Source organism: Streptomyces sp. NPDC002795, from assembly GCF_042888725.1.
Taxonomy (GTDB): domain Bacteria; phylum Actinomycetota; class Actinomycetes; order Streptomycetales; family Streptomycetaceae; genus Streptomyces.
This window is the reverse complement of record NZ_JBIAQB010000002.1, coordinates 225810-249598: the sequence shown is the minus strand read 5'-3', so window position 1 is coordinate 249598 and position 23789 is coordinate 225810. Positions and strand designations below refer to the sequence as shown.

23 protein-coding genes are annotated in these 23789 nt (G+C 71.0%); 6 read left to right on the top strand and 17 right to left on the bottom strand.

Features of this window, described 5'->3' with window-relative positions:
• The first annotated feature begins 39 nt into the window (after positions 1-39).
• The gene (locus tag ACFYWS_RS05635; protein WP_389269891.1) at positions 40-405 is read left to right on the top strand and encodes a WhiB family transcriptional regulator; all 366 of its coding nucleotides are present in this window, start codon (positions 40-42) and stop codon (positions 403-405) included.
• 73 nt (positions 406-478) lie between these two features.
• Here ACFYWS_RS05635 and glpX read toward each other — a convergent pair whose 3' ends face one another.
• Positions 479-1513 (bottom strand): class II fructose-bisphosphatase, encoded by a 1035-nt coding sequence (gene glpX / locus ACFYWS_RS05630; RefSeq protein WP_389269889.1) that lies wholly within the window; start codon positions 1511-1513, stop codon positions 479-481.
• Positions 1514-1769: 256 nt separating this feature from the next.
• On the opposite strand from glpX, the gene ACFYWS_RS05625 reads away from it, so the two are divergent.
• The gene (locus tag ACFYWS_RS05625; protein ID WP_389269887.1) at positions 1770-2312 is read left to right on the top strand and encodes a DUF4245 domain-containing protein; all 543 of its coding nucleotides are present in this window, start codon (positions 1770-1772) and stop codon (positions 2310-2312) included.
• 87 nt (positions 2313-2399) lie between these two features.
• On the opposite strand, the gene ACFYWS_RS05620 is transcribed toward ACFYWS_RS05625, so the two are convergent.
• The 4 genes from ACFYWS_RS05620 to ACFYWS_RS05605 form a co-directional block, all read right to left on the bottom strand.
• On the bottom strand, positions 2400-2990 hold the full coding sequence (locus ACFYWS_RS05620; protein WP_389269886.1) for a malonic semialdehyde reductase: 591 nt from the start codon (positions 2988-2990) through the stop codon (positions 2400-2402).
• Positions 2991-3129: 139 nt separating this feature from the next.
• Positions 3130-3387, bottom strand: coding sequence for an exodeoxyribonuclease VII small subunit (locus ACFYWS_RS05615; RefSeq protein ID WP_389269884.1), 258 nt, complete (start codon positions 3385-3387; stop codon positions 3130-3132).
• Between the two features lie 14 nt (positions 3388-3401).
• Positions 3402-4619: an exodeoxyribonuclease VII large subunit gene (gene xseA / locus ACFYWS_RS05610; protein WP_389269882.1), complete on the bottom strand. Its 1218-nt coding sequence runs from the start codon at positions 4617-4619 to the stop codon at positions 3402-3404.
• A gap of 50 nt (positions 4620-4669) precedes the next feature.
• Complete coding sequence (locus ACFYWS_RS05605; RefSeq protein WP_389269880.1) at positions 4670-6052, bottom strand: APC family permease; 1383 nt, start codon at positions 6050-6052, stop codon at positions 4670-4672.
• Positions 6053-6135: 83 nt separating this feature from the next.
• On the opposite strand from ACFYWS_RS05605, the gene ACFYWS_RS05600 reads away from it, so the two are divergent.
• Positions 6136-7152 carry a 4-hydroxy-3-methylbut-2-enyl diphosphate reductase gene (locus ACFYWS_RS05600; protein ID WP_389269878.1) on the top strand — a complete coding sequence of 339 codons (1017 nt, stop codon included), beginning with the start codon at positions 6136-6138 and terminating at the stop codon, positions 7150-7152.
• A 29-nt stretch (positions 7153-7181) separates the two neighbouring features.
• Positions 7182-7931, top strand: a complete 750-nt coding sequence (gene ppgK, locus ACFYWS_RS05595) for a polyphosphate--glucose phosphotransferase (RefSeq protein WP_389269876.1) — start codon at positions 7182-7184, stop codon at positions 7929-7931.
• Between the two features lie 19 nt (positions 7932-7950).
• Here ppgK and ACFYWS_RS05590 read toward each other — a convergent pair whose 3' ends face one another.
• On the bottom strand, positions 7951-8580 hold the full coding sequence (locus ACFYWS_RS05590; RefSeq protein WP_389269874.1) for a DUF6542 domain-containing protein: 630 nt from the start codon (positions 8578-8580) through the stop codon (positions 7951-7953).
• A gap of 160 nt (positions 8581-8740) precedes the next feature.
• Here ACFYWS_RS05590 and ychF point away from each other — a divergent pair, with 160 nt between their 5' ends.
• A complete protein-coding gene (ychF, locus tag ACFYWS_RS05585) occupies positions 8741-9829 on the top strand; it encodes a redox-regulated ATPase YchF (protein ID WP_389269872.1) in 1089 nt (362 codons plus the stop codon).
• A gap of 64 nt (positions 9830-9893) precedes the next feature.
• Here the strand turns inward: ychF and ACFYWS_RS05580 are convergent, their stop codons facing one another.
• From ACFYWS_RS05580 to ACFYWS_RS05560, 5 genes are all read right to left on the bottom strand, one after another.
• Complete coding sequence (locus ACFYWS_RS05580) at positions 9894-11405, bottom strand: APC family permease (protein WP_389269870.1); 1512 nt, start codon at positions 11403-11405, stop codon at positions 9894-9896.
• Between the two features lie 77 nt (positions 11406-11482).
• Entirely contained in the window at positions 11483-12838 is a 1356-nt protein-coding gene (locus ACFYWS_RS05575) for an aspartate aminotransferase family protein (RefSeq protein WP_389269868.1), read from the bottom strand.
• The gene (locus ACFYWS_RS05570; RefSeq protein ID WP_389269866.1) at positions 12835-14181 is read right to left on the bottom strand and encodes an ArgE/DapE family deacylase; all 1347 of its coding nucleotides are present in this window, start codon (positions 14179-14181) and stop codon (positions 12835-12837) included. The genes ACFYWS_RS05575 and ACFYWS_RS05570 overlap by 4 nt, the downstream gene beginning before the upstream one ends.
• A complete protein-coding gene (locus ACFYWS_RS05565; protein ID WP_389269864.1) occupies positions 14174-15649 on the bottom strand; it encodes an aldehyde dehydrogenase in 1476 nt (491 codons plus the stop codon). The genes ACFYWS_RS05570 and ACFYWS_RS05565 overlap by 8 nt, the downstream gene beginning before the upstream one ends.
• The gene (locus ACFYWS_RS05560; RefSeq protein WP_389269862.1) at positions 15646-17085 is read right to left on the bottom strand and encodes a purine-cytosine permease family protein; all 1440 of its coding nucleotides are present in this window, start codon (positions 17083-17085) and stop codon (positions 15646-15648) included. Before ACFYWS_RS05560 ends, ACFYWS_RS05565 begins: the two co-directional genes overlap by 4 nt.
• A gap of 142 nt (positions 17086-17227) precedes the next feature.
• Here ACFYWS_RS05560 and ACFYWS_RS05555 point away from each other — a divergent pair, with 142 nt between their 5' ends.
• Complete coding sequence (locus tag ACFYWS_RS05555; RefSeq protein WP_389269860.1) at positions 17228-17839, top strand: TetR/AcrR family transcriptional regulator; 612 nt, start codon at positions 17228-17230, stop codon at positions 17837-17839.
• A 24-nt stretch (positions 17840-17863) separates the two neighbouring features.
• On the opposite strand, the gene ACFYWS_RS05550 is transcribed toward ACFYWS_RS05555, so the two are convergent.
• From ACFYWS_RS05550 to ACFYWS_RS05525, 6 genes are read right to left on the bottom strand one after another with little or no spacing between them, the layout of a single operon-like run.
• Entirely contained in the window at positions 17864-18781 is a 918-nt protein-coding gene (locus tag ACFYWS_RS05550) for a LysR substrate-binding domain-containing protein (protein WP_389269858.1), read from the bottom strand.
• 39 nt (positions 18782-18820) lie between these two features.
• A complete protein-coding gene (locus ACFYWS_RS05545) occupies positions 18821-20167 on the bottom strand; it encodes an MFS transporter (RefSeq protein WP_389269856.1) in 1347 nt (448 codons plus the stop codon).
• Positions 20164-21309, bottom strand: a complete 1146-nt coding sequence (locus ACFYWS_RS05540) for a M20 family metallopeptidase (protein WP_389269854.1) — start codon at positions 21307-21309, stop codon at positions 20164-20166. The genes ACFYWS_RS05545 and ACFYWS_RS05540 overlap by 4 nt, the downstream gene beginning before the upstream one ends.
• Complete coding sequence (locus ACFYWS_RS05535; protein ID WP_389269852.1) at positions 21306-21983, bottom strand: DUF1028 domain-containing protein; 678 nt, start codon at positions 21981-21983, stop codon at positions 21306-21308. Before ACFYWS_RS05535 ends, ACFYWS_RS05540 begins: the two co-directional genes overlap by 4 nt.
• A complete protein-coding gene (locus ACFYWS_RS05530; RefSeq protein WP_389269850.1) occupies positions 21980-22435 on the bottom strand; it encodes a RidA family protein in 456 nt (151 codons plus the stop codon). Before ACFYWS_RS05530 ends, ACFYWS_RS05535 begins: the two co-directional genes overlap by 4 nt.
• Positions 22436-22445: 10 nt before the next feature.
• Entirely contained in the window at positions 22446-23696 is a 1251-nt protein-coding gene (locus ACFYWS_RS05525) for a flavin-containing monooxygenase (protein ID WP_389269848.1), read from the bottom strand.
• Between the last annotated feature and the right edge of the window lie 93 nt (positions 23697-23789).

Here is a 23789-nt window from a genome sequence, read left to right as displayed (position 1 = left end):
CTCGCGAAAGCCGTCGTCAGCCGTCGTCAGGAGTAGACCGTGCTGCACCCGCCGCATCAGTCCCTGCAGGTCACCGCCGTACCGCAGCAGCGCGAGCCAGTCAGGGGCAGGGATCAGGACGCGCCATGGCACACGGAGGCGGTGTGCAGGCGCGACGAGGCGGGACTCTTCTTCGCCCCATCCAAGGAACCCACCGCCGCGCGCCTCGCCCGCGAGGAGGCGGCCAAGCGGGTCTGTGCCCGCTGCCCCGTCATGGTCCAGTGCCGAGAGCACGCACTGCTCCAGCCGGAGCCGTACGGCGTGTGGGGCGGCCTTACGGCTGCGGAACGCCGAGTGGTGCTGGCGCGCAGGCGCCGCCGCGAGGTGGAGCTGAAGAAGGCCCCGCGGACGGCCCTGGCCGGCTGATCAAGCCCCGCCGGCGATTGAGGCGCGGGGTCCGGGGCAGCGCCCCGAGGCGTCAACCACGGACCCCCGCAACCTACTTGGCCCGGTCGAAGTCAATCGCACTGTAGGCACGCAGCTTGCTCAGCCGATGCGTCGAGTCGATCTGCCGAATCGTCCCGGACTTGGACCGCATCACGAGCGACGACGTGTGTGCCCGCTGGGAGTCGTACCGGACGCCCCGCAGCAGCTCACCATCGGTGATCCCGGTGGCGACGAAGAAGATGTTCTCGCCGGAGACCAGGTCGTCCGTGGACAGCACGCGGTCCAGGTCGTGCCCCGCGTCGATCGCCCGCTGGCGCTCCGCGTCGTCCTTCGGCCACAGCTTGCCCTGGATCACGCCGCCCAGGCACTTGATCGCGCAGGCCGAGATGATGCCCTCGGGCGTACCGCCGATGCCGAGCAGCAGGTCGACGCCGCTGCCCTCGCGCACGGCGAGGATCGAACCCGCGACGTCGCCGTCCGAGATCAGCTTGATGCGGGCGCCGGTCTCCCGGACCTCCTTGATGATCCCCTCGTGCCGCGGCCGGTCGAGGATGACCACGGTGATGTCCTCGGGCGCGCGCTTCTTCGCCTTGGCGACGCGGCGGATGTTCACCGACACCGGGGCGTTGATGTCCACGTAGTCGGCGGCCTCGGGGCCGGTGACGAGCTTGTCCATGTAGAACACGGCGGACGGGTCGAACATCGTGCCGCGGTCGGCGGCGGCGAGCACGGCGATCGCGTTGGGCATGCCCTTCGCGCAGAGCGAGGTGCCGTCGATCGGGTCGACGGCGATGTCGACCTCGGCGCCCGTGCCGTCGCCGATGCGCTCCCCGTTGAAGAGCATCGGGGCCTCGTCCTTCTCGCCCTCACCGATGACGACCACGCCGTTCATCGAGACGGTGGAGACGAGGGCGCGCATGGCGCGTACGGCCGCGCCGTCCGCGCCGTTCTTGTCGCCGCGGCCCACCCAGCGGCCCGCGGCCATCGCCGCGGCTTCGGTGACCCGGACGAGTTCCAGGGCGAGGTTGCGGTCGGGGGCCTCGGAGGGGACCTCGAGTTCGGAAGGAAGCTGGTGATGCTCGGTCATCGAGACGCACCTTTCTGTTCCGGGGTTCACCGGGTTGTTCGGCTTCACCGGGATACGACAATAAGGAGGGGCGCCCGAAGGGCTCGTTGGAAGGGCGGTGGCGGGCGACGGGCGGGCGGACGAGGGGTTTGTATGGGGAGGACTCTATCGTCAGTCCGACAATCTGAGCAGACCGCCCTACGGATGAGCGGGTCGGTCGATGTCGGACCGCGCGGTTTCGGACCTCCCGGCAGAGATCATCCGGCGACCTGCGACGATGGGGCGCGTGGCAGCAGGAAACGGTAAGAAATCGGTCGGCAGTCTGGTCCTCTCGCTCGGTGTCTGCGTTGTCGCGGCCGGCGTGATCTACCTCTTCGTCCCCCACGACGATTCCGGGGGGTCGCAGGTCAAGCGCGTCGATTACAAGGTCGAGCTGTCGACGGCCCGCCGTGCGGCGCCGTACCCGGTGGCCGCGCCCACGGGCCTTTCGCATGACTGGAAGCCGACGTCCGTGCGCTACCAGGGCACCGCGAACGACGGGTGGCACCTCGGGTACCTCGACCCGGAGGGGCAGTACGTCGCCGTCGAGCAGGCGACGGGGCGGGCGAAGGGGTTCATCAACAAGGTGAGCCAGGGTGCCTCGGCGACCGGTCGCACGGAGCGGATCGGCGGCGAGACCTGGGAGCGCTACAAGGGTGAGAAGTACGACGCCCTGGTGCTGAAGCAGAAGGGTTCCACCACGGTGGTGACCGGCACGGCCGACTTCGCCCAGCTGAGGAAGATGGCCGAGGCGCTGGAGATGAAGCGCGAGAAGTTGTGACCGCTCGGTTCACCCCGAACGTACGAGGAAGGGCCCCGGCCGAAGCCGGGGCCCTTCCTCGTACGCGATGTGCGCGATGCGTGACACTCAGACGGTCGTGATGACCTGCTCCTGCTCCAAGCGCGGGGAGCGCGGGAACCAGGCGTCCTCGCCCGGCTTGCCGATGTTGATGACCATCAGCGGGGTGTGGTCGTCGTCCAGGAACTCCTTCTGGACGCCGGCGAAGTCGAGGCCGGTCATCGGGCCCGCGGCGAGGCCCGCGGCGCGGACGCCGATGATGAAGTAGGCGGCCTGCAGCGTCGCGTTCAGCGTGCCGGCCTGCTCGCGGACCGGGCGCTCGGAGAAGAACATGTCCGCGATCCCCGGGGCGTGCGGGAAGAGCTGCGGCAGCTCCTCGTGGAACTCGTGGTCCGTGGAGAGGATCGCGACCAGCGGTGCGGCGGCGGTCTTCGGCTGGTTGCCCTCGGCCATGTGCTTGACGAGGCGCTCGCGGGCCTCGGGGGAGCGGACCAGCGTGATGCGCAGCGGCGACTGGTTGAAGGCGGTCGGGCCGTACTTGACCAGGTCGTAGATCGCCGCGATCTGCTCGTCGGTCACGGGCTCCGACGAGAACGTGTTCGCGGTGCGGGCCTCGCGGAACAGCAGGTCCTGCGCGGCGGGGTCAAGAACGAGAGACATGGATCAACCTTCTCGGTGCGACGGTCACGGCTGCGGCGATCCGTTCTGTCCGGATCGGCCCGCATGAAAGACCGTACGCCGATGAGGTTCAACCTTCAACCAAACGCTTCGTGACGCTGTTCACAAGGAGCCACGGGCGTCACTCCTCTTCGGCGCCCTCGGTGTCTCCGGCCTCCCCGGCCCCTTCCTCGCCCTCCTCCGCGAGCGCCGCGTCCAGGCGGGCACGCGCGCCGTCCAGCCAGCGGCGGCACACCTTCGCCAGCTCCTCGCCGCGCTCCCACAGCGCGAGGGACTCCTCCAGCGACGTGCCACCGGCCTCCAGCCGCCGTACGACATCGATCAGTTCGTCCCGCGCCTGCTCGTAGCCGAGCGCCTCGTCGGCCGCCTTCGTCGTCATGCTGTTGCCCGTCCTCACGCTTCGTCTTCCGATACTCGTACGGTGAATTCGCCCTCGGCGACGCGGGCCCGCAGCTCCTCGCCCCCCGCCACCTGGTCCGGCGCGCGCACCACGTGCCCGTCCGGCTTCTGCAGCACCGCGTAACCCCGCTTCAGGGTGGCCGCGGGGGAGAGCGCCACCACGCGCGCGTGCGTGTGCGTCAGCTCCGACTCGGCGCGGTCGAGGAGATGGCCGAGGGTGCGGCGGGAGCGCTCGGTCAGCGCCGCGATCTGCTCCTCGCGCTCGTCGACCATGCGGTGCGGGTCCTCTATCGAGGGCCGGCTGAGCGCCGCGGCCAGGCCCCGCTCCTCCCGCTCCAGGAACGCCTCGACGCTGCGCCTGGCCCGGTCCCGCAGCCAGCGCACCCGCTCGTACTCCTCGCCGACGTCCGGCACGACCTTCTTCGCCGCGTCCGTCGGCGTCGAGGCGCGCAGGTCGGCCACGTAGTCGAGCAGCGGATTGTCCGGCTCGTGGCCGATCGCGGAGACGACGGGCGTACGGCAGGAGGACACCGTCCGCACCAGCTGTTCGTCGGAGAACGGGAGCAGGTCCTCCACGCTGCCGCCGCCGCGCGCCACGATGATCACGTCGACGTCGTCGATCGCGTCCAGTTCCTTGACGGCCTGGACCACTTGCGGCACCGCGTGCACGCCCTGCACCGGTACGTTGCGCACCTCGAAGCGGACGGCGGGCCAGCGGTGCCGCGCGTTCTCCAGCACGTCGCGCTCCGCGGCCGACGCACGGCCGCAGACCAGGCCGATGAGCTGCGGCAGGAACGGCAGCGGCTTCTTGCGGTCGTCCGCGAAGAGGCCCTCCGCGCCCAGCGCCTTCTTCAACTGTTCCAGGCGCGCGAGCAGTTCACCGACACCGACCGGGCGGATCTCGGCGGCCCGCAGCGAGAGCTGGCCGCGCGGCGCGTACCACTCCGGCTTCGCGTGCACGACCACGCGGGAGCCCTCGCGCACCACGTCCGCCACCGCGTCGAACACCTGCCGGTAGCAGGTCACCGACACCGAGATCTCGTGCGAAGGGTCGCGCAGCGTCAGGAACACGACGCCCGCGCCCGGTCTGCGGGACAGCTGCGTGATCTGCCCCTCGACCCACACGGCGCCGAGCCGGTCGATCCATCCCCCGATGAGCCGCGACACCTGCCCCACGGGCAGCGGGGCGTCCGCGGACGTGTTGACAGCCATGCCGTGAGCGTAGTCGCAGACACTGACAACTCAGGTGGTCACTCAGATGGTCACGGCGCTGCGTGCGGCGATGGCACGGACGGCTCCCTGCCCCGCTGCGCCGCGAGCACCACGAGCCCGATGACCAGCCAGATCGCGCCGACCACCTGCGCCGTCCCCGACGCCTCCACGATCACCGCGACGGTGATCGCCGCGCCGAGGACCGGGATCACGATGTGGCGCCACCAGCTCACCGCGCCACCACGGCGGCGTACCGCGAAATACCCCACCACGCTCGCGTGCAGCAGCGTGAAGGCCGTCAGGGCGCCGATGTCGACGACCGAGACCAGGTGGTCCATGCCGTCGTCCCGGCTGGCCGCCCACACCGCCGCGACGAGCGTGACGACCGCGGCGAACAGCAGCGCCACCCGCGGCACCCCGGCGTACGTCCGCGAGAGCGCCTTCGGCAGGCGCCGGTCGCGGGCCATCGCGAAGAGCAGCCGCCCGGCCGCCGCCTGCCCGGCGAGCGCCGCGAACGCCGCGCCGATCGCCTTGCTCACCGCCACCAGGTCGTGCAGCCACGAGCCCACGGACGCGTCCACCGCGTCGTAGAAGGCGCTGCCCTGCTTTCCGGGGTCGGCGGCGAGCTGCGCCGACGTGGTGGGTTCGAGCAGTGCGACCAAGTAGGTCTGCGCGACGAACAGCACACCGGTGAAGACGAGGCAGAACAGCACCGCCCGCGCGACCTTCGCCGAGCCCCCGGTGACCTCTTCGGCGAACGACGCGATGGCGTCGAAGCCCAGGTACGACAGGACCGCCACGGACACCGCGCCGATCACCGCCGACAGCGCGAACGCGCCCTGCGTGCCGTCGCCGGTCAGCGGCGACAGCCAGTCGCGCTGCGGCCCGTCCGTGGCCAGGACCACGACCGCCGAGACCACGAAGACCAGCAGCACCACGATCTCAAGCGCCAGGACCGCGAACCCGACCCGCGCCGCGGCCCGCACACCCCACAGGTTGAGCAGCGTCGTGATCACTACCGCGAGCGCCGTCCACACCCACTGGGAGACCGAGGGGACGAGCGCGTTCATCGCGATGCCGGCGAAGAGATACGCGACCGCGGGGATCAGTACGTAGTCGAGCAGTGCCATCCAGCCCGCGATGAACCCGGGGCCCTTTCCGAGACCCGCGCGCGCGTAGGCGAAGACCGAGCCCGCCTGCGGGGCCACCTGCACCATCTGTGCGTAGCTGAAAGCGGTGAACGCCATCGCGATCGTCGCGACGATGTAGACGAGGGCGACCGCGCCGTGCGACTTCGCGTCCAGGGTGCCGAAGACGCCGACGGGCGCCATGGGGGCGATGAAGAGGAGCCCGTAGACCACGAGGTCCCGGAAGGTGAGACTGCGCCGCAGTGACGCCTCTTCATGTGTGACGTGGGGGGTGTCGGCGGACATCGTGCCTCCGTAGTGCTTGCAGACTCCCAGTCTCCCCACCGGGACGATCTTTGGCTCCCCGGGGTCGCCCTTACGATGGGGGCATGACTGCTACGCCTGGCTCCCGCCGCGTCCTGCTCGCCGCCCCCCGGGGTTACTGCGCCGGTGTGGACCGTGCCGTGATCGCCGTCGAGAAGGCCCTCGAGCAGTACGGGGCCCCCATCTATGTCCGCCACGAGATCGTGCACAACAAGTACGTCGTGCAGACCCTGGAGCGGAAGGGCGCCGTCTTCGTCGAGCAGACGGAGGAGGTGCCCGAGGGCTCCATCGTGATGTTCTCGGCGCACGGTGTCGCACCGACCGTCCACGCGGAGGCCGAGCGCGGCAAGCTCGCCACCATCGACGCCACCTGCCCCCTGGTGACCAAGGTCCACAAGGAGGCGATCCGCTACGCCCAGGACGACTTCGACATCCTCCTGATCGGGCACGAGGGCCACGAAGAGGTCATCGGCACGTCCGGCGAGGCCCCCGAGCACATCACGCTCGTCGACGGCCCCGAGGACGTCGCCAACGTCGAGGTCCGCGACCCGGAGAAGGTCGTCTGGCTGTCCCAGACCACGCTCTCCGTCGACGAGACGATGGAGACCGTCGACGCCATCAAGGGCAAGTTCCCGAACCTCATCTCGCCGCCCAGCGACGACATCTGCTACGCGACCCAGAACCGCCAGCTCGCCGTGAAGCAGATGGGCGCCGAGTCCGACCTCGTCATCGTCGTCGGCTCGCGCAACTCCTCGAACTCCGTGCGGCTCGTCGAGGTCGCCAAGCAGGCCGGCGCGCGCGAGGCGTACCTCGTGGACTACGCCTCCGAGATCGACGAGTCGTGGCTGGACGGCGTCACGACCATCGGCGTCACCTCCGGTGCCTCCGTGCCGGACGTGCTCGTCGAGGAGGTCCTTGAGTACCTGTCGAAGCGCGACTACGCGGACGTGGAGATCGTGAAGGCGGCCGAGGAATCGATCACGTTCTCGCTGCCCAAGGAGCTCCGCCGCGACCTGCGCGAGGAGGCTCGGTCGCTGGTCGGCGAGGCCGGGGAGGCCGGGGAGTCCGCTTCCAAGGAGTGACTGTCGGCCCCTCGTCGTAACGTGGAGTCATGCAGATCTTCGGTGTGGACATCGGCGGATCCGGGATCAAGGGCGCCCCGGTCGATCTGGAGCGCGGCGATCTCGCCCAGGAGCGGCACAAGGTGCTGACCCCGCACCCGGCCACGCCCGAGGGCGTGGCCGACGGGGTCAAGCAGGTCATCGACCACTTCGCCGACGTGCGGCCCGACCGGGTCGGCATCACGTTCCCCGGTGTCGTCACCGGCGGCGCCACGGTGCGTACGGCGGCCAACGTCGACAAGAGCTGGATCGACGTGGACGCGCGGGCCCTGCTGAGCGAGAAGCTCGGCGGGCTCCCGGTCACGGTGCTCAATGACGCGGACGCCGCGGGCGTCGCCGAGATGCACTTCGGCGCGGGCCGCGGCCACAAGGGCACGGTGCTGCTGCTCACCTTCGGTACGGGCATCGGCAGCGCCCTGTTCTCCGAAGGCGTCCTCGTGCCGAACACGGAACTGGGCCACCTGGAGCTGAACGGGCACGACGCGGAGAAGCACGCCTCCACGAAGGCGCGCGAGGACCACGACCTCAGCTGGGAGCAGTGGGCGCACCGCGTGCAGAAGTACCTGGCGCACGTGGAGATGCTCTGCTCGCCCGAGCTGTTCATCATCGGCGGCGGCATCAGCCGCAAGGCGCACAAGTTCCTGCCGCTGATCAAGGGCATCAAGGCCGAGATCGTCCCGGCCGAGCTGCAGAACAACGCGGGGATCGTGGGCGCGGCGATGGCGGCATCGCGCGCGTAGTGCTTCCGGGGCCGGGGGGCTACGCGGTACGGCGCCGTGGGCCCGGCGCCTGGGACGAGGGCTGGGCGGTGGACTGGGCGGCGGACTGACGGCCGCCCGCCCGGCGCACCGCGGCCCGCCGGGCCATGAGCCGCACCTTCCGTACGGTCACGAGCACACCGGTGACGAGCGTCCCGACGTACAGCCAGATCGCGTTCATGGCGAGCGTCGTCGCGAGCCCCATGACCTGCTGCCCGAAGCCGCCCGTGCCCTCGGAGATCGGCACCATGCCGACGGCGAACGCGATCGGCACCACGACCGGCGCCGTCACCAGGTCCGCGCCGCGCACCCACACCGCCGTGAGCCCGCTGACGAGCAGGAACAGCACTCCGTAGACAGCGGGGGAGCCCGCGAACAACAGCCGGTCGACGGACCCGAAGACCAGCATCGCGGTGAGGCAGAACAGGGCGCTGCCCCGTCCCGTGAGCCGTGGGTTCGGGAAGCGCGGGGGCCGGCGCCCGGGAGTCGACCGGACCCCACGGGCCGCGCGGTACACGGTGGCGGACTCACCGGACGGCACTGTGCCGTCCTGGCCGCCCTGCGCCTGAGGCGGTAGCGGGGCCGTGCGGCGGGGCCGGGCCTGCGGGGGACGCGTCCTGGGTTGCTCCACAAGCCCAACATAGATGCGCTTATGTGCCCAATAGCCCAAGGGACACGCACTTTGGCAGAGCTTGACCGCGCTTGGCGGAAGTCGGGCGGGTCGGACGAGGCCGTAGACTGGTGGATCGCCCAACCCCACACCCACCCCATCACGTACGGGAAGTCGCAACGTGTCGCTCACGATCGGAATCGTCGGTCTGCCGAATGTCGGCAAGTCGACCCTGTTCAACGCCCTGACCAAGAACGACGTGCTCGCGGCCAACTACCCGTTCGCCACGATCGAGCCGAACGTCGGTGTGGTCGGTGTCCCGGACCCCCGCCTCACCAAGCTGTCGGAGATCTTCTCCTCGCAGAAGACGCTCCCGGCCACCGTCGACTTCGTCGACATCGCGGGCATCGTGCGCGGCGCGAGCGAGGGTGAGGGCCTGGGCAACAAGTTCCTGGCGAACATCCGCGAGTCCGACGCGATCTGCCAGGTCATCCGCGCCTTCCAGGACGAGAACGTCGTGCACGTCGACGGCAAGGTCGCGCCCAAGAGCGACATCGAGACGATCAACACCGAGCTGATCCTCGCCGACCTCCAGACCATCGAGAAGGTCCTGCCGCGCCTCCAGAAGGAGTCGCGCATCAAGAAGGACATCGGCCCGAAGGTCAAGGCGGTCGAGGCGGCCAAGGAGATCCTGGAGAAGGGCGAGACGCTGTCCTCCGCGGGCATCGTCCAGAACTCCGACGCCGAGGAACTCCTTCACGACCTGCACCTCCTCACGACGAAGCCCTTCCTCTACGTCTTCAACGTCGACGAGGACGAGCTCACGGACGAGGCCTTCAAGGACGAGCAGCGCGCCCTCGTCGCCCCCGCCGAGGCGATCTTCCTCAACGCCAAGCTGGAGGCGGACCTCGCCGAGCTCGACGAGGAGGAGGCCCTCGAACTCCTCCAGTCCGTCGGCCAGGACGAGCCGGGCCTCGCGACGCTCGCCCGCGTCGGCTTCGACACCCTGGGCCTGCAGACGTACCTGACGGCAGGCCCCAAGGAGTCCCGCGCCTGGACGATCAAGAAGGGCGCCACGGCTCCCGAGGCGGCCGGTGTCATCCACACCGACTTCCAGAAGGGCTTCATCAAGGCCGAGGTCATCTCCTTCGCCGACCTGGTCGAGACGGGCTCGGTCGCCGACGCCCGCGCGGCCGGCAAGGCGCGCATGGAGGGCAAGGACTATGTGATGCAGGACGGGGACGTCGTGGAGTTCCGCTTCAACGTCTGAGGACTGTGACGGCTGACTTCGACCTGGCCGTAGTCCTGCGTCACAGTCCCCTCACCACGGGGGCTCAGGTGGCGGGCCTGTCGCGGACCGAGCGGCGGGCCGCCGCGAGGCCTGCCGCTCCCACGAGGAGCAGCACCACGATCGTGCCGAGGGTGAACGTCTCGAATGTGGTGCGGGAGACGCCCCAGACGGCCATGAAGTCGTAGTCGATGCCGAAGGCGGATTCCAGGACGCCGGGGAAGAGCGCCGCCCAGGAGCCGACCAGGATCCAGGCGTAGACGAGGATCGCGCAGGCCATGAACCCCCGGTTGCCGAAGGGGACTTGGAAGGGGCGGGGGACCTCCGGGCGGCGCAGGCGCAGGACCACCAGTGAGGGGACGACCAGGAGGTACGACAGGAGGAGTGTCGTCACCGCCACCGTCAGGACCACGCTGAAGATCGCGCCCGTGTCGCCCTTCACCAGTTGCATCGCCGCGAGCATGAACACCGTGGCCACCGCGCCGGAGAGCAGGTTCGTGCGGACCGGGGTGCCGAGCTTCGGGTGGAAGGCGCCGAGCGCGCGGCTGAAGAAGCCGCCGTCGGCCGCCGCCATCGCCTGCATACGGTCGCTGACGATCATCCACGCGCTGCCCTGCGTGAGGAGCGCGAAGACGAACATGACCGCGGTGAGCGTCAGGAGGGGTCCTGCCGCGGGGCCGTAGACGCCGAAGACCAGGCGGACGCCCTCCATGAAGCCGCCGATGCCGGTGACCTTGCTCGCCGGGACCACGGCCAGCAGGGCCAGGACCGGGAGCAGGTAGCAGGCCGCCGCGACCGTCGCCGAACGGCCGAGCGCCGCGGGGACGTCGCGCTGCGGGTCGTGCATCTCCTCGCCCGCCGCGTTCGGCGCCTCGAACCCCACGTAGGCGAAGAGCAGGATGGGGACGAGAGCGAGGAAGCCGGCCGTCGTGGGCGCGAAGTGGGCGGTCGCCAGGCCCTGGAAGCCGTGCTCCGCCCCGTACAGGACCGCTGTGACCGTGAAGAGGGCCAGCGAGAGGACCTTCACCGCCGCGCCCGCCGTCGTGATCCACTTGCCGCGGCTGAGCGAGACGATCGCGGTGAGGATGGCGATCCACACGAAGAGCAGCTTGAACGTGTAGTCGAGATACGTCCCCGAGCCCAGGTGGAAGACGAAGCCGTCCCAGGTCTCGGCGGCCAGGAAGACCAGCGAGCCGCCCAGCCAGATCGGGTTCGTGACCCAGTAGAAGAGTGTGGTGAGGGCCGCCGCCGGGCGGCCGAGGGCCAGTTTTACCCAGACGTACGGGCCGCCCTCCTGCGGGAACGCGGCGCCGGTCTCCGCGAACAGCAGGGCGTAGGGCAGCAGGAAGAACAGGGCGATGGCGGCGGTCCAGGTGGCCGCCTCGCCGCCGCCGGTGGCGATCTGGCCGATGGTGTCGAAGGAGATCACCGCGGCCACGGCCATGGCCGTGATGTCGAAGCGTCTCAGGCTGCGCTTCAGGTTCGAGTTGGAGTCGGATGTGGTGGCGTGCGCCGTCCGTGGTGTCTGTGGCTCTGCTGAGGGGTGGTTCGTTGGCACGGGCAGTTCCTAGGGAGGGAGTTGGGGACTGCGAGTGGGCCGGGGCCCGGCGGTGCGCACCGCCGGGCCCCGTACTGTCACGCCTCCCGGATCTCGCCGGAGGCGTCCGTGCGTTCCAGAACGCCGCGCAGCGCCGAGGCCACCTCCTTGGTCTCGCCCTCCGTCATGATCAGCGGCGGGGACAGGACCAGGCTGTGCGCGGAGTCGCGGACGATGACGCCGGTCTCGCGGCGGATCACGTCGTGCGGCATGCGGTCGGGGTTCAGGGGCAGGGGCGTACGGGTGGTGCGGTCCGCCACCAGTTCCACCGCGAGCATCATGCCCACCGAGCGGATCTCGCCGACGATGGGCAAGTCGCCGAGCTGGGAAGCGAGTTCGGCGTGCAGTGTCGCGCCGATTGTCTTCGCCCGGGCCAGCAGGCCCTCCTTCTCGATGACGTCGAGGTTGGCGAGGGCGACGGCGGTCGCGACCGGGTGGCCGTTGTACGTGTAGCCCATCGGGAAGCCGTGGTCGCGGAGCAGGACCTCCGCGACCTGGTCGGCGACCATCAGCGCGCCCAGCGGTACGTAGCCGGAGGTGATGCCCTTGGCCGTGACGATGATGTCCGGGGTGACGCCGAAGTACTGGGCGGCGAACCACTCGCCCACGCGGCCGTACGCGGTGACGACCTCGTCGAAGATGAGCAGGATGCCGTGGCGGTCCAGGGTCTCGCGCACGCGCGGCCAGTAGTCGGCCGGCGGGACGAGCATGCCGCCGACGCCCATGATGGGCTCGCCGATCATCGCGGCGATGTTGCCGGGGCCGATCTCCGCGATGCGCTCCTCCAGTTCGCGGATGAGGAAGTCGGTCGGGTCTTCGCCGCCGTACAGCTCCGTGCGGTACGGCCACGGCGGCGTCAGGTGCGAGACGTGCGGCATCATCGGGGCGAAGCCCTCGTGGTACAGCGGGAAGCCGGTGGCCGAGCCGCCGCCGTAGCCGATGCCGTGGTACGCCTTGTCGCGCGCCAGGATCCAGGTGCGGTCGGTGTCGCCGCGGCGGTGGTGGTAGTAGCGGGCCATCTTGATGGCCGCCTCGTTGCCCTCCGAGCCGCCGGACGTGAAGTAGACGTGGTTCAGCGGGTCCGGGGCCAACTCGGCGAGCCGCGTGGCGAGTTCGATCGCGCGGTCGTTGGAGAACTCCCAGAAGCTGGTGAAGTACTCCAGCTTCTTCATCTGCTCGTGGGCGACGTCCGCCAGGTCCTCGCGGCCGTGGCCGACCTGGGCGAGCCACAGGCCGCCGGTGGCGTCGAGGTAGCCGCGGCCCTCGGAGTCGGTCAGGCGGCAGCCCTCACCGGACGTCATGATCACCCGCTCCTCGGCGCTGCCGGGGAGGTAGGGGTGGATGATGTGGGCGCGGTCGGCCGCCAGCAGGCCCTGGTGGTTCTGGTGCTTCATGAGGGAAGTCCTTCCGTGAGGTCGAGGGCGGCGAGGGCCAGCGCCTTCGCCGTGGCCAGCAGGTCGTCGATCTCGATGTACTCGTCGATGGTGTGGAGGGTCGGGGAGCCGTCGGGCCGGGTCGCGGTCGGGCCCAGGCAGACGGCGGGGGTGTCGGCGAGGCGGGTCAGGGTGGCCGCGTCCGTCCAGGACGGTTCGCCGAGGATGCGGGGCGTACGGCCGAGGGCTCCGGCCGCGCCTTCAAGTGCCGTGACGACGCGGTGGGTTCGGTCGACTTCGGCGGGCGGCAGTTCGGTGTCCCAGGTCAGGCGGGGCGGGTGCGCGGTGAGCCAGCCGTCGGCGGCGCACGCGTCCCGTACGGCCGCCTCGATCTCGGCCCGCACCCCGCTCGCCCAGCCGCCGGCGTCCGCCTGCACCGGGAGGTACGTGACGTCCAGGCAGACCTCGCACGAGGCGGGGTAGGTCACCCACCACTCGCCGCCCTTGATGGTGGTCGGCACGATCGACGGCGGGGGCAGCAGTGGATGGGTGTGGGCCGGGTCGTCGGCCCAGCGCTCGCGCAGGGCCTGGAGCGCGGTGAGCGCCGGGAGGGTCTTCTCGATGGCGTTGACCGCGCCGCCGGTGCGCCAGTCGCCTGGCGGGTACTCGGCGTGCCCCGGTCGCCCGTCGACGGTCAACGTGCCGCCCAGGATGCCCCGTTGGGCGGTCACCACGTCCAGGTCGGTGGGCTCGGGGACGATCGCCGCGTCCGCCTTCACCCCGTACGCGAGGGAGGCGAGGGTGCCCGCGCCGTTCCACTCCTCGTCGGTGGCGGTGTTGATCAGCAGGTCGCCGGGGAGCCGGATGCCGAGGGCCGCGAGGGTCTCGGCCGCGATCACCATGGCGGCGATGCCGCCCTTCATGTCGCAGGTGCCGCGCCCGTAGAGGCGGCCCTCGCGGACCTCGGCGCGGAACGGGTCGCTGCTCCACGCCTTCTTCGGCTCCGCCGACACGACGTCGATGTGCCCGTTGAAGAGCAGGGAACGGCCGCCGCCCGTGCCGGGGAAACGGGCGATCAGCTGCGGCCGGCCGTCGAAGCCGACGCCCTGAGGGGTCTGCGGGGAGCGCGGCAGGTCGGACGGCTTCGGCGTGAAGACGTCGACGGTGGCGCCCGCCGCGCGCAGTCGGCCGGCGAGGTGGTCCTGGAGGTCGTGCTCGGACCGGTGCCGTTCGTCGGCGGAGCCGCGCACCGTGGTGTCGAAGGCGACGAGCTCCGCCGTGAGGGTCACCAGGTCGTCGCGGCGGCGGTCGAGTTCGGCGAGTACTTTCTCGGTGTCAGGACCCGTCATCTGTACGTCAGCCATACGTCACCCATGTCGTCTTCAGCCCCGTGTACTTGTCGAAGGCGTGCAGCGAGAGGTCGCGGCCGTAGCCGGACTGCTTGAAGCCGCCGAAGGGGGTGGCGGGGGAGAGGGCGTCGACGGTGTTGACCGAGACGGTGCCCGCCTGGAGGGCCTCCGCGGTGCGGTGGGCGCGGGACAGGTCCCGGGTCCAGACGGAGGCCGCGAGCCCGTACGGGGAGTCGTTGGCGAGGCGGACCGCCTCCGCCTCGGAGTCGAAGGAGTGCACGGTGAGGACCGGGCCGAAGACCTCCTCGCGGGCCAGCGGGGCGCCCGGGGCGAGGCCTGTGACGATCGTCGGGTGGACGTAGGCGCCGGGGCGCTCGGGGCGGGTGCCGCCGCACACCACGGTGCCGCCGGACTCGGCGACCGCCTTGATCACACGGACCGCCTGCGCCTCGTCGACGAGCGGGCCGAACGTGGTGGCGGGGTCGAGCGGGTCGCCGGGAGCGAACGCCGCTGCGTGCTCGGCGACGCGCGCCGTGAACTCCTCCGCCACCGAACTCTCCACCAGGAGGCGGGTGTTGGCCGAGCAGACCTGGCCCGAGTTGTAGGCGAAGCCCGCGGCGGCGGCCTCGGCGGCCGCGTCCAGGTCGGCGTCGGCGAACACGATGTTCGGGCTCTTGCCGCCCGCTTCCGGCCACACCTGCTTGAGGTTGGACTCGGCGGCGTAGGCGAGGAAGCGGCGGGCGGTCGCTGTGGATCCGGTGAAGGCGAGGGTGTCCACGTCGTCGTGGCGGCCGAGGGCCTGGCCCGCGCGCTCGCCGAGGCCGGGGACGACGTTGAGGACACCGGCCGGGAGCCCGGCCTCCACCGCGAGTTCGGCCAGGCGCAGGGCGGACAGCGGGGACTGCTCGGCGGGCTTGAGGACGACGCTGTTGCCTGCCGCGAGGGCGGGCGCGAGCTTCCACGTCGCCATGTCCAGCGGGAAGTTCCATGGCACGACCGCGCCGACGACACCGAGCGGGACGCGCCGCACGAGCGCCAGGTTGCCGGGCGGCGCCGGGGCCACCTCGTCGTACAGCTTGTCGGCGGCCTCGGCGTACCAGGCGAAGACACCGGCCGCGCCGGGCACATCGGTGCCGTACGTCTCGGCGATCGGCTTGCCCATGTCGAGGGTGTCGAGGAGGGCCAGCTCGCGGCCGTGCTCCTCGATGAGCGCGGCGAGCCGGAGGAGGACGCGCTTGCGGGTCGCGGCGTCCGCCCGTGACCAGTCGCCGGCCTCGAAGCTGCGGCGCGCGGCCGAGACGGCGGCGTCGACGTCCGCGGTGTCGCAGGAGGCGACCTCGGCGACGGTGCGGCCGGTGGCGGGGTCGACGGTGGCGAAGGTGGCGCCTGAGACCGCGTCGCGCCACTCGCCGTCGATGAACGCCCGGGTGTGCGGGGCGAGTTGAGCGGCGAGATTTGCCCAGTCCTGGTGCGTGTACGTCATGCTGCGGGCACTCCTGTGGTCGGTGCGGGGGCGGGCGTGCGGCGGCTCGTGCCACGGGCTGCGAGCAGCCAGTAGAGGGGGACGGTGGCGACCAGGCCGGCGATCCAGCCGAGGTCGGTGTCCCCGAGGGCGTGGGCCAGCGGTCCCGTGTAGAGGGACTGCGCCATGAACGGGATCTCGGCGAGGATGCCGATCGCGTAGACCATGAGGGCGGTGGTGTTCCAGCGGCCGTAGACCCCGCCGTCGCGGGCGAAGAAGGACGGGACGTCGTACTCGCCGTGGCGGATCAGATAGAAGTCGACGAGGTTGATCGCCGTCCAGGGGATCAGGACGTACTGCAGTACGTAGATCAGGTTCAGGTAGTTCGTCATGAAGCTGTCGGCGAGCGCCAGGGCGAGGGCGACCGAGAGGGCCGTCAGGGCCGCGCCGATCACCGCCCGCCCGGTCGCGCGCGGCAGCCAGCGGTGGGCGAAGGTCTGCACCGCGGTGACGGCGCAGAGCACCGCGCCGTACAGGTTCATCGCGTTGGTCAGCATCGTGACCAACGCGAAGCTCCAGAGCGTGAGTTGGCCGAGGGTGGAACCCAGGAGGTGGTTGAGCGCCGCGATCGGGTCGCCGTCGCCCGCGATGCCGATCGCCGCGCCGACCACCATCGGGATGACGCTGCCGAGAACACACCCCGCGTACGTGCACCAGAGGGTGGAGCGGATGCCGGCCCGGTGGGCGGGCATGTAGCGGGAGTAGTCCGAGACGTACGGCGCGTACGCGATCTGCCAGAGCGCGCCGACGGACACCATCCCGAGGAACCCGGCGAGGCTGAAGCCGCCCGTGGTCAGGAAGTCCGAGGGCAGTCCGCCCGTGAACAGGTGGACGGCGCCGATGACCTGGATCGCGCCGAACGCCCACGTCGTCCACGCGCCGATGCGGTGCATCAGGCGGTAGCCGACGACCGCGACGACGAGGCTGACCGCCGCGCACAGCAGCACGCCCGTGCTCTCCCCGATGGGAGTGACCTGGCCGAGCGACTGCGCGCCCACGACCAGGTTCGACGCGAAGAAGCCCTGGTACATGACGATCACCACGAGGACCACGGCGAGGGCGCCGACGCTGCCGAACTGGCCGCGGCTCTGGATCATTTGGGGCACGCCGAGCTGCGGGCCCTGCGCCGAGTGCAGCGCCATCAGGAAGCCGCCGCCCAGGTGCCCCACGAGCAGTGCGGCCAGGCTCCAGAAGAAGGAGAGCCCGAACGCGGTGGGTGCCAGGGCGCCGGTGACGACGGTGAGCGGGCCGAGGTTGGCGCTGAACCAGATGGTGAACAGGTCCCGGGTGCGGCCGTGGCGTTCGTCCGCGGGGACCACGTCGATCGTGCGGTGTTCGATGCGCTCGGGCGCCGGGGACGCCGTGTCGCCGGGCGTACGCGCTGGCTGGCCGTCCATGTCGCCTCCGTGACGCCGGGCGGGACCGCCCCGGCTGCGCGAGTTCTTTGAGCCAGGATTCAAACAATGCGTCAGAGGCCCGTCAATGGGTTCGGCGCGATCGGGTTGATTTCTTTGAAGCCGGTAACAGAGAATTAACCGCATGGGTAAACCGGGGAGACCGAAGAACCAGACCGCGCGGCGCGAGGCGCTCGTGGACGCCGCGGGGCGGGCCATCACGGAGCGCGGGCTCGAAGGCCTGCGCATCAAGGACATCGCGGCGGAGGCCGGCATGTCCGCGGGGTCTGTCCTGTACTACTACCCGGAGCTGGACGAGCTGGTCCTCGAGGTGCACCGGGGCGCCGTCGAGCGCTTCCTGGCCGCGCGGCACGAGGTCACCGACGAGGTGGCCGACCCGGTGGCGCGGCTGCGCGCGCTGATCGCCTCCGGGCTGCCCACCGCCCCCGACGACGCGACGCACGGGCTGCTCTACGAACTGCACGGCAGGGCCGACCGCAGCCCTGGGCACGCGGAGCTGATGGCCTCCCTGTTCGCCGGCGAGGTGGGCCTCTACGCCACCGTGCTCGAAGTCGGCGCCGCGACAGGGAAGTTCACGCTGGCGGCGTCCGTGGGGGACCTGGCCAGGAACCTGGTCGCGCTGGAGGACGGCTACGGACTGCACATCGTGAGCCGCAACGCCGCCCTGACGCGGGTCGAGGCGCAGCGCCTGATACGTGTGCACGCGCGGAGCGTTACAGATTGCGCGGAACTGTAACGGTTTCCGGGCACCACACCTCGGTCAGCGCCCGCCGGCGACCTCCCGGAGTACGTCCATCACCGCTCGGGCGCGCGCCGACTGCGTCATGCCGCCCAGCGAGGCGATCCTGACCTCCAACGGGCGCCCGGCGTCCCGGAGTTCGAGCTCCGCGATCTCGCCCCCGCCGTAGGTCAGGCCCGTCGCGGGGCGCTGGTTGAGCACGGAGTAGCCGAGGCCGCGGGCCACCATGGAGCGCACCGTCTCGTAGCTGCGCGTGCGGTAGCGGACGTCGGGGGCGGTGCCGGTGGCGGCGACGAGGGAGCGGAAGTAGTCGCGGCTGTGCGGGAGGTCGAGGAGGACGAGCGGTTCCGCGGACAGGTCGGTGAGGGACACGCTGCCCCGGCCGGCCAGCGGGTGGTCGGCCGCGACGATCACATAGGCGGGGGCGCGGGCGATCGTCTCGCTGCGCAGTTCCGGCTCGGTGGACAGGCCCAGGTCGTAGGTGAGGGCGAAGTCGATGCGGCCCGTCGTCAGGGCCCCGACGAGCTCGTCGGCCTCCGCCTCCACCACGTCGATCTCGATGCCCGGGTGGCGGCGCGTGCACTCGCTGAACAGCCGCGGCAGGTAGTACGGCGCCAGGGTCACGAAACAGCCGACCGTCACGGGACCGGACAGCTCGGCCCCGTCCCCGCGCGCCTCCCGCTCGACCTCGCGCGCGCGGGCGAGCAGATCCCGGCCCTGCGCCCGCAGCCGCTCCCCTGCGGGGGTCAGCGTCAGGCCCCGGCCCCTGCGGCGGATGAACAGCTGCACCTGGAGGTCGCGCTCCAGGTTGTGGATGGCGGCGGACACGGCGGACTGCGCGATGTGCAGCTCCGCCGACGCCTCCGTCATCGAGCCGCGCTCGGCGGCGACCAGGAAGTAGCGCAGCTGAACGAGGGTGAAACCGAGCGGTGACGTCATACGGGGCCCTTGCCAGGTGATCCGGTTACGGGCCCGACCTTATGCCGCCTTCGAAGGGTTCTCGCCCACGTCCTCCGCGTGCAGCAGCGCGGAGCCCGCCGTCTCCTTCAGGGACAGTGCCGCGACAAGACCGCCCACGGCGAACACCATCAGGTACGGCCCCGGCACCAGCGTGCTCCCGGTCGCCGAGATGAGCAGCGTCATCAGGTACGGCACGGTGCCCGCGAACAGCGCCGCCGTCACGTTGTACGAGATGGAGAGCCCGCTCTGCCGGGTGCGCGTGGGGAAGACCTCCGCGGACCACACCGCGTACGTGCCGAGGATCGCCGCCAGGATCGCGCCGAGCGTGAGCCCGCCGATCCAGGTGCCGGTCATCCCGGTCCGCATCAGCCAGAACGCCGGAGTGGAGAAGACCAGGAGGGCCGCCGTCGCGCCGATGAACACCGGCTTGCGCCCCACCCGGTCGGACAGCGCGCCGAACAGCGGCACGAGCACCAGGCCGACCAGGGAGATCACGGTGGACAACAGGGCGGCGCTGTCGGCGGAGTGACCGAGGTGGTCGGTCTCGTACGTGACCAGGTAGGTGAGGACCGCGTAGAACGGCACGTGCATGGCCGTCATCAGGCCCGCCGCCTGGAGCAGCTGGCGCTTGTGGGTGCGCAGCAGTTCGCGGGCGGGGCTGCGCGGAACCGTGTCGTTGGCTTCGAGGGCCCGGTACTCCGGGGTGTCCTCGATCTTGTTGCGGATGACGACGCCGATGATGCCGAGCGGCGCCGCGATCAGGAACGGGATCCGCCAGCCCCAGGAGGTGAGCTGCGCCTCGTCGAGCCCCGAGGACAGCAGCAGGAAGACGAACGAGCCGGCCAGGAAGCCGAGCAGCGAGCCGACCTCCAGCCAGCTCACACCGAAACCGCGGCGGCGGCGCGGCGCGCTCTCGGCGAGGAAGCTCGCCGCGCTGCCGAACTCGCCGCCCGCCGCGAACCCCTGGACGAGGCGGAGCACCACCAGGAGGATCGGGGCCGCGATACCGATCGAGTCGTAGCCGGGGAGCAGGCCGATCGCCAGGGTCGCGCCGGACATCATGAAGATGACCAGGGTCAGCGTGCGCTTGCGGCCGATCTTGTCGCCGAGCGGCCCGAAGACGAGGGCGCCGATCGGCCGGACGCCGAAGGAGACCGCGAACACGCCGAACACGGCGAGCAGTCCGGTCGTGGCGTCACCGGCGGGGAAGAACACGGTCGCGACGGTGCCCGCGAGATACGCGTACGCCGCCCAGTCGAACCAGTGCACGAAGACGCCGACGGCCCCGGCCGCGACGCTCCTGCGCAGCGTCGCGACATCGGTGGGCACGTCGGTCGCGAGGTCCTGGGGATCGGTCACCGTCATGTCGTCGCCTCCTCGGATGGTCCTGCGCGGTCCACACCCGTCCACGCGAGCGCGACCGCCGCGTCGAGCAGCGCCCGCTCCGCGGTCGCTCCCACGCAGTACGCGGCGAACTCGTGCTGGTGGTTGGTGGCGGGCAGGGAACCGATGCCGATGTAGGGGTGGATGGCGGGCACCACCTGCGACACGTTGCCCATGTCGGTGGAGGCGCGGTTCATGCGCGCTGCCTGTCCGGGCGGCGCGAACTCCCGCCCGAGGTCCAGGGCGTTGGCGCGGTAGTGCGCGAGCGCTGTCTCGTCCGCGCGGAACTCCGCGTACGGCTTGCTCTCCGGTTCGATCTCCAGGTCGCAGCCGGTCGCGAGGGCGCCCGCCTCGAAGGCGCGCATGACGCGTGGTTCCAACTCGGCGAGTTCGGCGAGCGTTTCGGCCCGTACGTACCAGCGGCCCGTCGTGCGCTCCGGGATGGCGTTGGGCGCGTCGCCGGCATGTGTCACGACGCCGTGCACCCGTGCGGAGGACGGTAGTTGCTGGCGCAGCAGGCCGATGGCGACCTGGGCGATGGTGAAGGCGTCGGCCGCGTTGATCCCGGCCTCCGGGTAGGCGGCGGCGTGCGCGGACTTGCCCGTGTAGGCGACCTTGGAGTGGCTGACCGCGAACGGCTGTGCCTCGGCGACGTCGACCGGCGCCGGGTGCGCCATCATCGCGAGGTCGACCCCGGCGAAGGCGCCCCGGTCGAGCAGCTCGATCTTGCCGCCGCCGCCCTCCTCGGCCGGAGTGCCGTAGACCTCCACGGTGAGCCCCAGGTCGTCGGCGACCGCGGCGAGCCCGAGGGCGGCGCCGATGGACGAGGCCGCGATGAGGTTGTGCCCGCAGGCGTGGCCGAGGCCGGGCAGCGCGTCGTACTCGGCGCACAGCGCGATCCGCCGCGGCCCGCTGCCGAAGGAGGCGTGGAACGCGGTGTCCAGGCCCAGGTACGACGAGGTGACGGTGAACCCGGCCCGGTCGAGGAGTTGCGGCACGGCGGCGGCCGCCCGGTGCTCCTCCCAGGCGGTCTCCGGGTCGGCGTGCAACTGCTCGGACAGGGCGATCAGTTGCTCGGCGTGCCGGTCGACCTCCTTGCGGGCGGCCTCCTTGAGGGCACTCATCGGTCGTCTCCCGGGACGCCGTACGAGGGCGAGCTCGCGGGGTCGAGGCCGCGCGTCACGTAGTTGTCGCGCTGCGGCAGCCAGACGTCGAGGAGCTCGCCGAGCCGGTCGATCGGGTCGTCCGCCCAGTCGATGCGCAGGTCGGTGACCCGCCAGTCGACGTCGGCGACGACCGACATCCCCGCCGAGTACACGGGGCCCTCCTCGCCGCCCGCCGCGACGGCGGCCTTCATGGCGGCGAGCAGCCGCTCCTCCAGCTCACCGGTGGCTTCCCGGTACGCCTCCAGGAGCACGCCGGGGATGTGCGTCCCGCACAGCATGTTGCCGGCCGCGACGGCGCCTTCGGCGGTGGCCGTCGCGTACGTGCCGAGGGTGTGCGGGCCGCTGTAAGCGAAGCCCGGACCCTCGCGGCCGAGGACCGTCAACTGCCGGTAGGCGATGGTCTTTTCGTTGCGCGCCGCGCCCGTGACCTCGGCCAGCGCGCGCTCCGCGTCACCGTGCCCGGCGAGGGCGTCGAGCAGGCTGGTGCCGAGCGTCGGGTCGGTGATGTTCTGCGAGCTCGCCGCGCCGACACCGGGCCGCAGATGGGCGATGCGGGCGGCGACCGCGGGGCTCGACGAGCTGCCCACGATGCCGAACCGCTCACCGTCGCGTACCACCAGGGAGAACGTCATGCCCGCGCCTCCTTCGCGTCCTTCGGGATCACCGCGACCGCGTCGATCTCGCACAGCCACTCCGGGCGGGCGAGCGCCGAGACCACGATGCCGGTGGAGATGGGGTGGACGCCCTTCGTCCAGCGGCCGACCGTGCGGTACACGGCTTCCCGGTAGCGCGGGTCGATCAGGTAGATCGTCAGCTTGACCAGGTGTTCCATCCGGCTGCCCGACTCCTCGAGCAGCATGTTGATGTTCGCCATGGCCTTCTCGGCCTGCGCCTCCGCGTCGCCGACGCCGACGTTCTCGCTGGTGTCGAGGTCCTGGCCGATCTGGCCGCGGACGTACACCGTGTCGCCGGCGACGACGGCCTGGCAGAGGTCGTTGTCGAGGTTCTGCTCGGGGTAGGTGTCGCGGGTGTTGAACGGCCGGATCCGGGTGTGCCCGCCGGCCACGATCGGGGCGTTGGCCATGGTCTTCTCCTTACTCGGTGCCGTACGCGAGGTATCCGCGCCGGGTCGTGATGTGGTCGGCGACGTACTTGGCGTCGTGCCAGACACCCCAGATGAAGCTCGACCCGCGCCGGGACAGCCAGGGCAGGCCCAGGAAGTAGACGCCGGGCTCGGTGGAGACCCCGCGGCGCTGGTCGGGGCGGCCGTTCTCGTCGTACGCGTCGACGTCGAGCCAGCTGTAGTCGGCGGCGAAACCGGTGGCCCAGACGATCGAAGTGACACCGGCCCCGGCCAGGTCGAGCGCGAGCGTCGGGTCCGTCATGCACTCCGGGTCGGCGCCGAGGACGTGTGCCTCGGGCTCCTCGGGGAGGTCGAGCCCGTTGCGCTCGATGTACGCGTCGGCGGCCCGCAGCAGCTCCAGGTACTTCTCGTCGCCGACCGCGATGTTCTCGGCGAGGTCGGACGCGAAGCTCAGCACCCCGTCCTCGTAAGCGTCAGTCATGCCGAGGAGTTCGATGCCGGTGCCCGCCAGCTCGCGGAAGTCCACGGAGTGGCCGCCGCGCGCACCGCTGACCGCGATGGTCACGTGGGCGGCGCCCTGCGGAGGCGTCGTCAGGTCCCACAGGCCGAGCACCCCGAGCCACCAGCAGAAGTCACGACCGCGGTACTGCCGCGGCGGACGGTCGTGCGGCCCCACGGACAGGAACACGCGGCGTCCCGAGCGGCGCAGCTCGTCGGCGATCTGCACGCCCGACGAACCCGCCCCGACCACCAGCACCGCGCCCTCGGGCAGCTGCTCCGGGTTGCGGTAGTCGCTGGAGTGGATCTGTGCGCGGACCGCGCCCTCCGGGACGATGGGCGGAATCACGGGCCGCTGGAAGGGCCCGGTCGCGGCCACCACGAACCCGGCGTCGATGGTGCCCTCGGACGTCTCGACCCGGAAGCCGTGGCGCCCCTCGTGCTTGCGCACCTTGGTCACCTCGACGCCGCACCGCACCGGGGCGTCGATCTTCTCGGCGTACCGCTCGAAGTACTCCGCGACTTGCTCCTTCGTCGCGAAGGCGTCGGGGCCGACGTCGGGGAACTCCAGGTTCGGGAACCGGTCGTGCCAGGCGGGCCCGTTCGCGACGAGCGAGTCCCAGCGCTGGGTGCGCCACCGCTCGGCGATCCGGTCGCGTTCGAGAACGATGTGCGGTACGCCGAGCGTGCCCAGGTGCTCGCTGATGGCGATGCCGGCCTGGCCCGCCCCGACGACGACAACTTCCGTCTCTTCATTCGGCACTTGAGCCTCCACTCGGGTTGTGCGGTGGGAGCCATCCTTGGACGCACCCGTAACTCTGTCCAACAGATGTTTCCGAGGTGAGTGATCTGTTTT

Excerpts from the sequence above, each read along its gene's own strand:
- ACFYWS_RS05605 (WP_389269880.1), bottom strand. The coding sequence starts at position 6,052 with ATGTCCGCCGACACCCCCCACGTCACACATGAAGAGGCGTCACTGCGG.
- ACFYWS_RS05575 (WP_389269868.1), bottom strand. The coding sequence starts at position 12,838 with ATGAAGCACCAGAACCACCAGGGCCTGCTGGCGGCCGACCGCGCCCAC.
- ACFYWS_RS05625 (WP_389269887.1), top strand. The coding sequence starts at position 1,770 with ATGGGGCGCGTGGCAGCAGGAAACGGTAAGAAATCGGTCGGCAGTCTG.
- ACFYWS_RS05620 (WP_389269886.1), bottom strand. The coding sequence starts at position 2,990 with ATGTCTCTCGTTCTTGACCCCGCCGCGCAGGACCTGCTGTTCCGCGAG.
- ACFYWS_RS05555 (WP_389269860.1), top strand. The coding sequence starts at position 17,228 with ATGGGTAAACCGGGGAGACCGAAGAACCAGACCGCGCGGCGCGAGGCG.
- ppgK (WP_389269876.1), top strand. The coding sequence starts at position 7,182 with ATGCAGATCTTCGGTGTGGACATCGGCGGATCCGGGATCAAGGGCGCC.
- xseA (WP_389269882.1), bottom strand. The coding sequence starts at position 4,619 with ATGGCTGTCAACACGTCCGCGGACGCCCCGCTGCCCGTGGGGCAGGTG.
- ACFYWS_RS05530 (WP_389269850.1), bottom strand. The coding sequence starts at position 22,435 with ATGGCCAACGCCCCGATCGTGGCCGGCGGGCACACCCGGATCCGGCCG.
- ACFYWS_RS05540 (WP_389269854.1), bottom strand. The coding sequence starts at position 21,309 with ATGAGTGCCCTCAAGGAGGCCGCCCGCAAGGAGGTCGACCGGCACGCC.
- ACFYWS_RS05560 (WP_389269862.1), bottom strand. The coding sequence starts at position 17,085 with ATGGACGGCCAGCCAGCGCGTACGCCCGGCGACACGGCGTCCCCGGCG.
- ACFYWS_RS05565 (WP_389269864.1), bottom strand. The coding sequence starts at position 15,649 with ATGACGTACACGCACCAGGACTGGGCAAATCTCGCCGCTCAACTCGCC.
- ACFYWS_RS05545 (WP_389269856.1), bottom strand. The coding sequence starts at position 20,167 with ATGACGGTGACCGATCCCCAGGACCTCGCGACCGACGTGCCCACCGAT.
- ACFYWS_RS05600 (WP_389269878.1), top strand. The coding sequence starts at position 6,136 with ATGACTGCTACGCCTGGCTCCCGCCGCGTCCTGCTCGCCGCCCCCCGG.
- ACFYWS_RS05570 (WP_389269866.1), bottom strand. The coding sequence starts at position 14,181 with ATGGCTGACGTACAGATGACGGGTCCTGACACCGAGAAAGTACTCGCC.
- ACFYWS_RS05535 (WP_389269852.1), bottom strand. The coding sequence starts at position 21,983 with ATGACGTTCTCCCTGGTGGTACGCGACGGTGAGCGGTTCGGCATCGTG.
- ACFYWS_RS05615 (WP_389269884.1), bottom strand. The coding sequence starts at position 3,387 with ATGACGACGAAGGCGGCCGACGAGGCGCTCGGCTACGAGCAGGCGCGG.
- glpX (WP_389269889.1), bottom strand. The coding sequence starts at position 1,513 with ATGACCGAGCATCACCAGCTTCCTTCCGAACTCGAGGTCCCCTCCGAG.
- ACFYWS_RS05550 (WP_389269858.1), bottom strand. The coding sequence starts at position 18,781 with ATGACGTCACCGCTCGGTTTCACCCTCGTTCAGCTGCGCTACTTCCTG.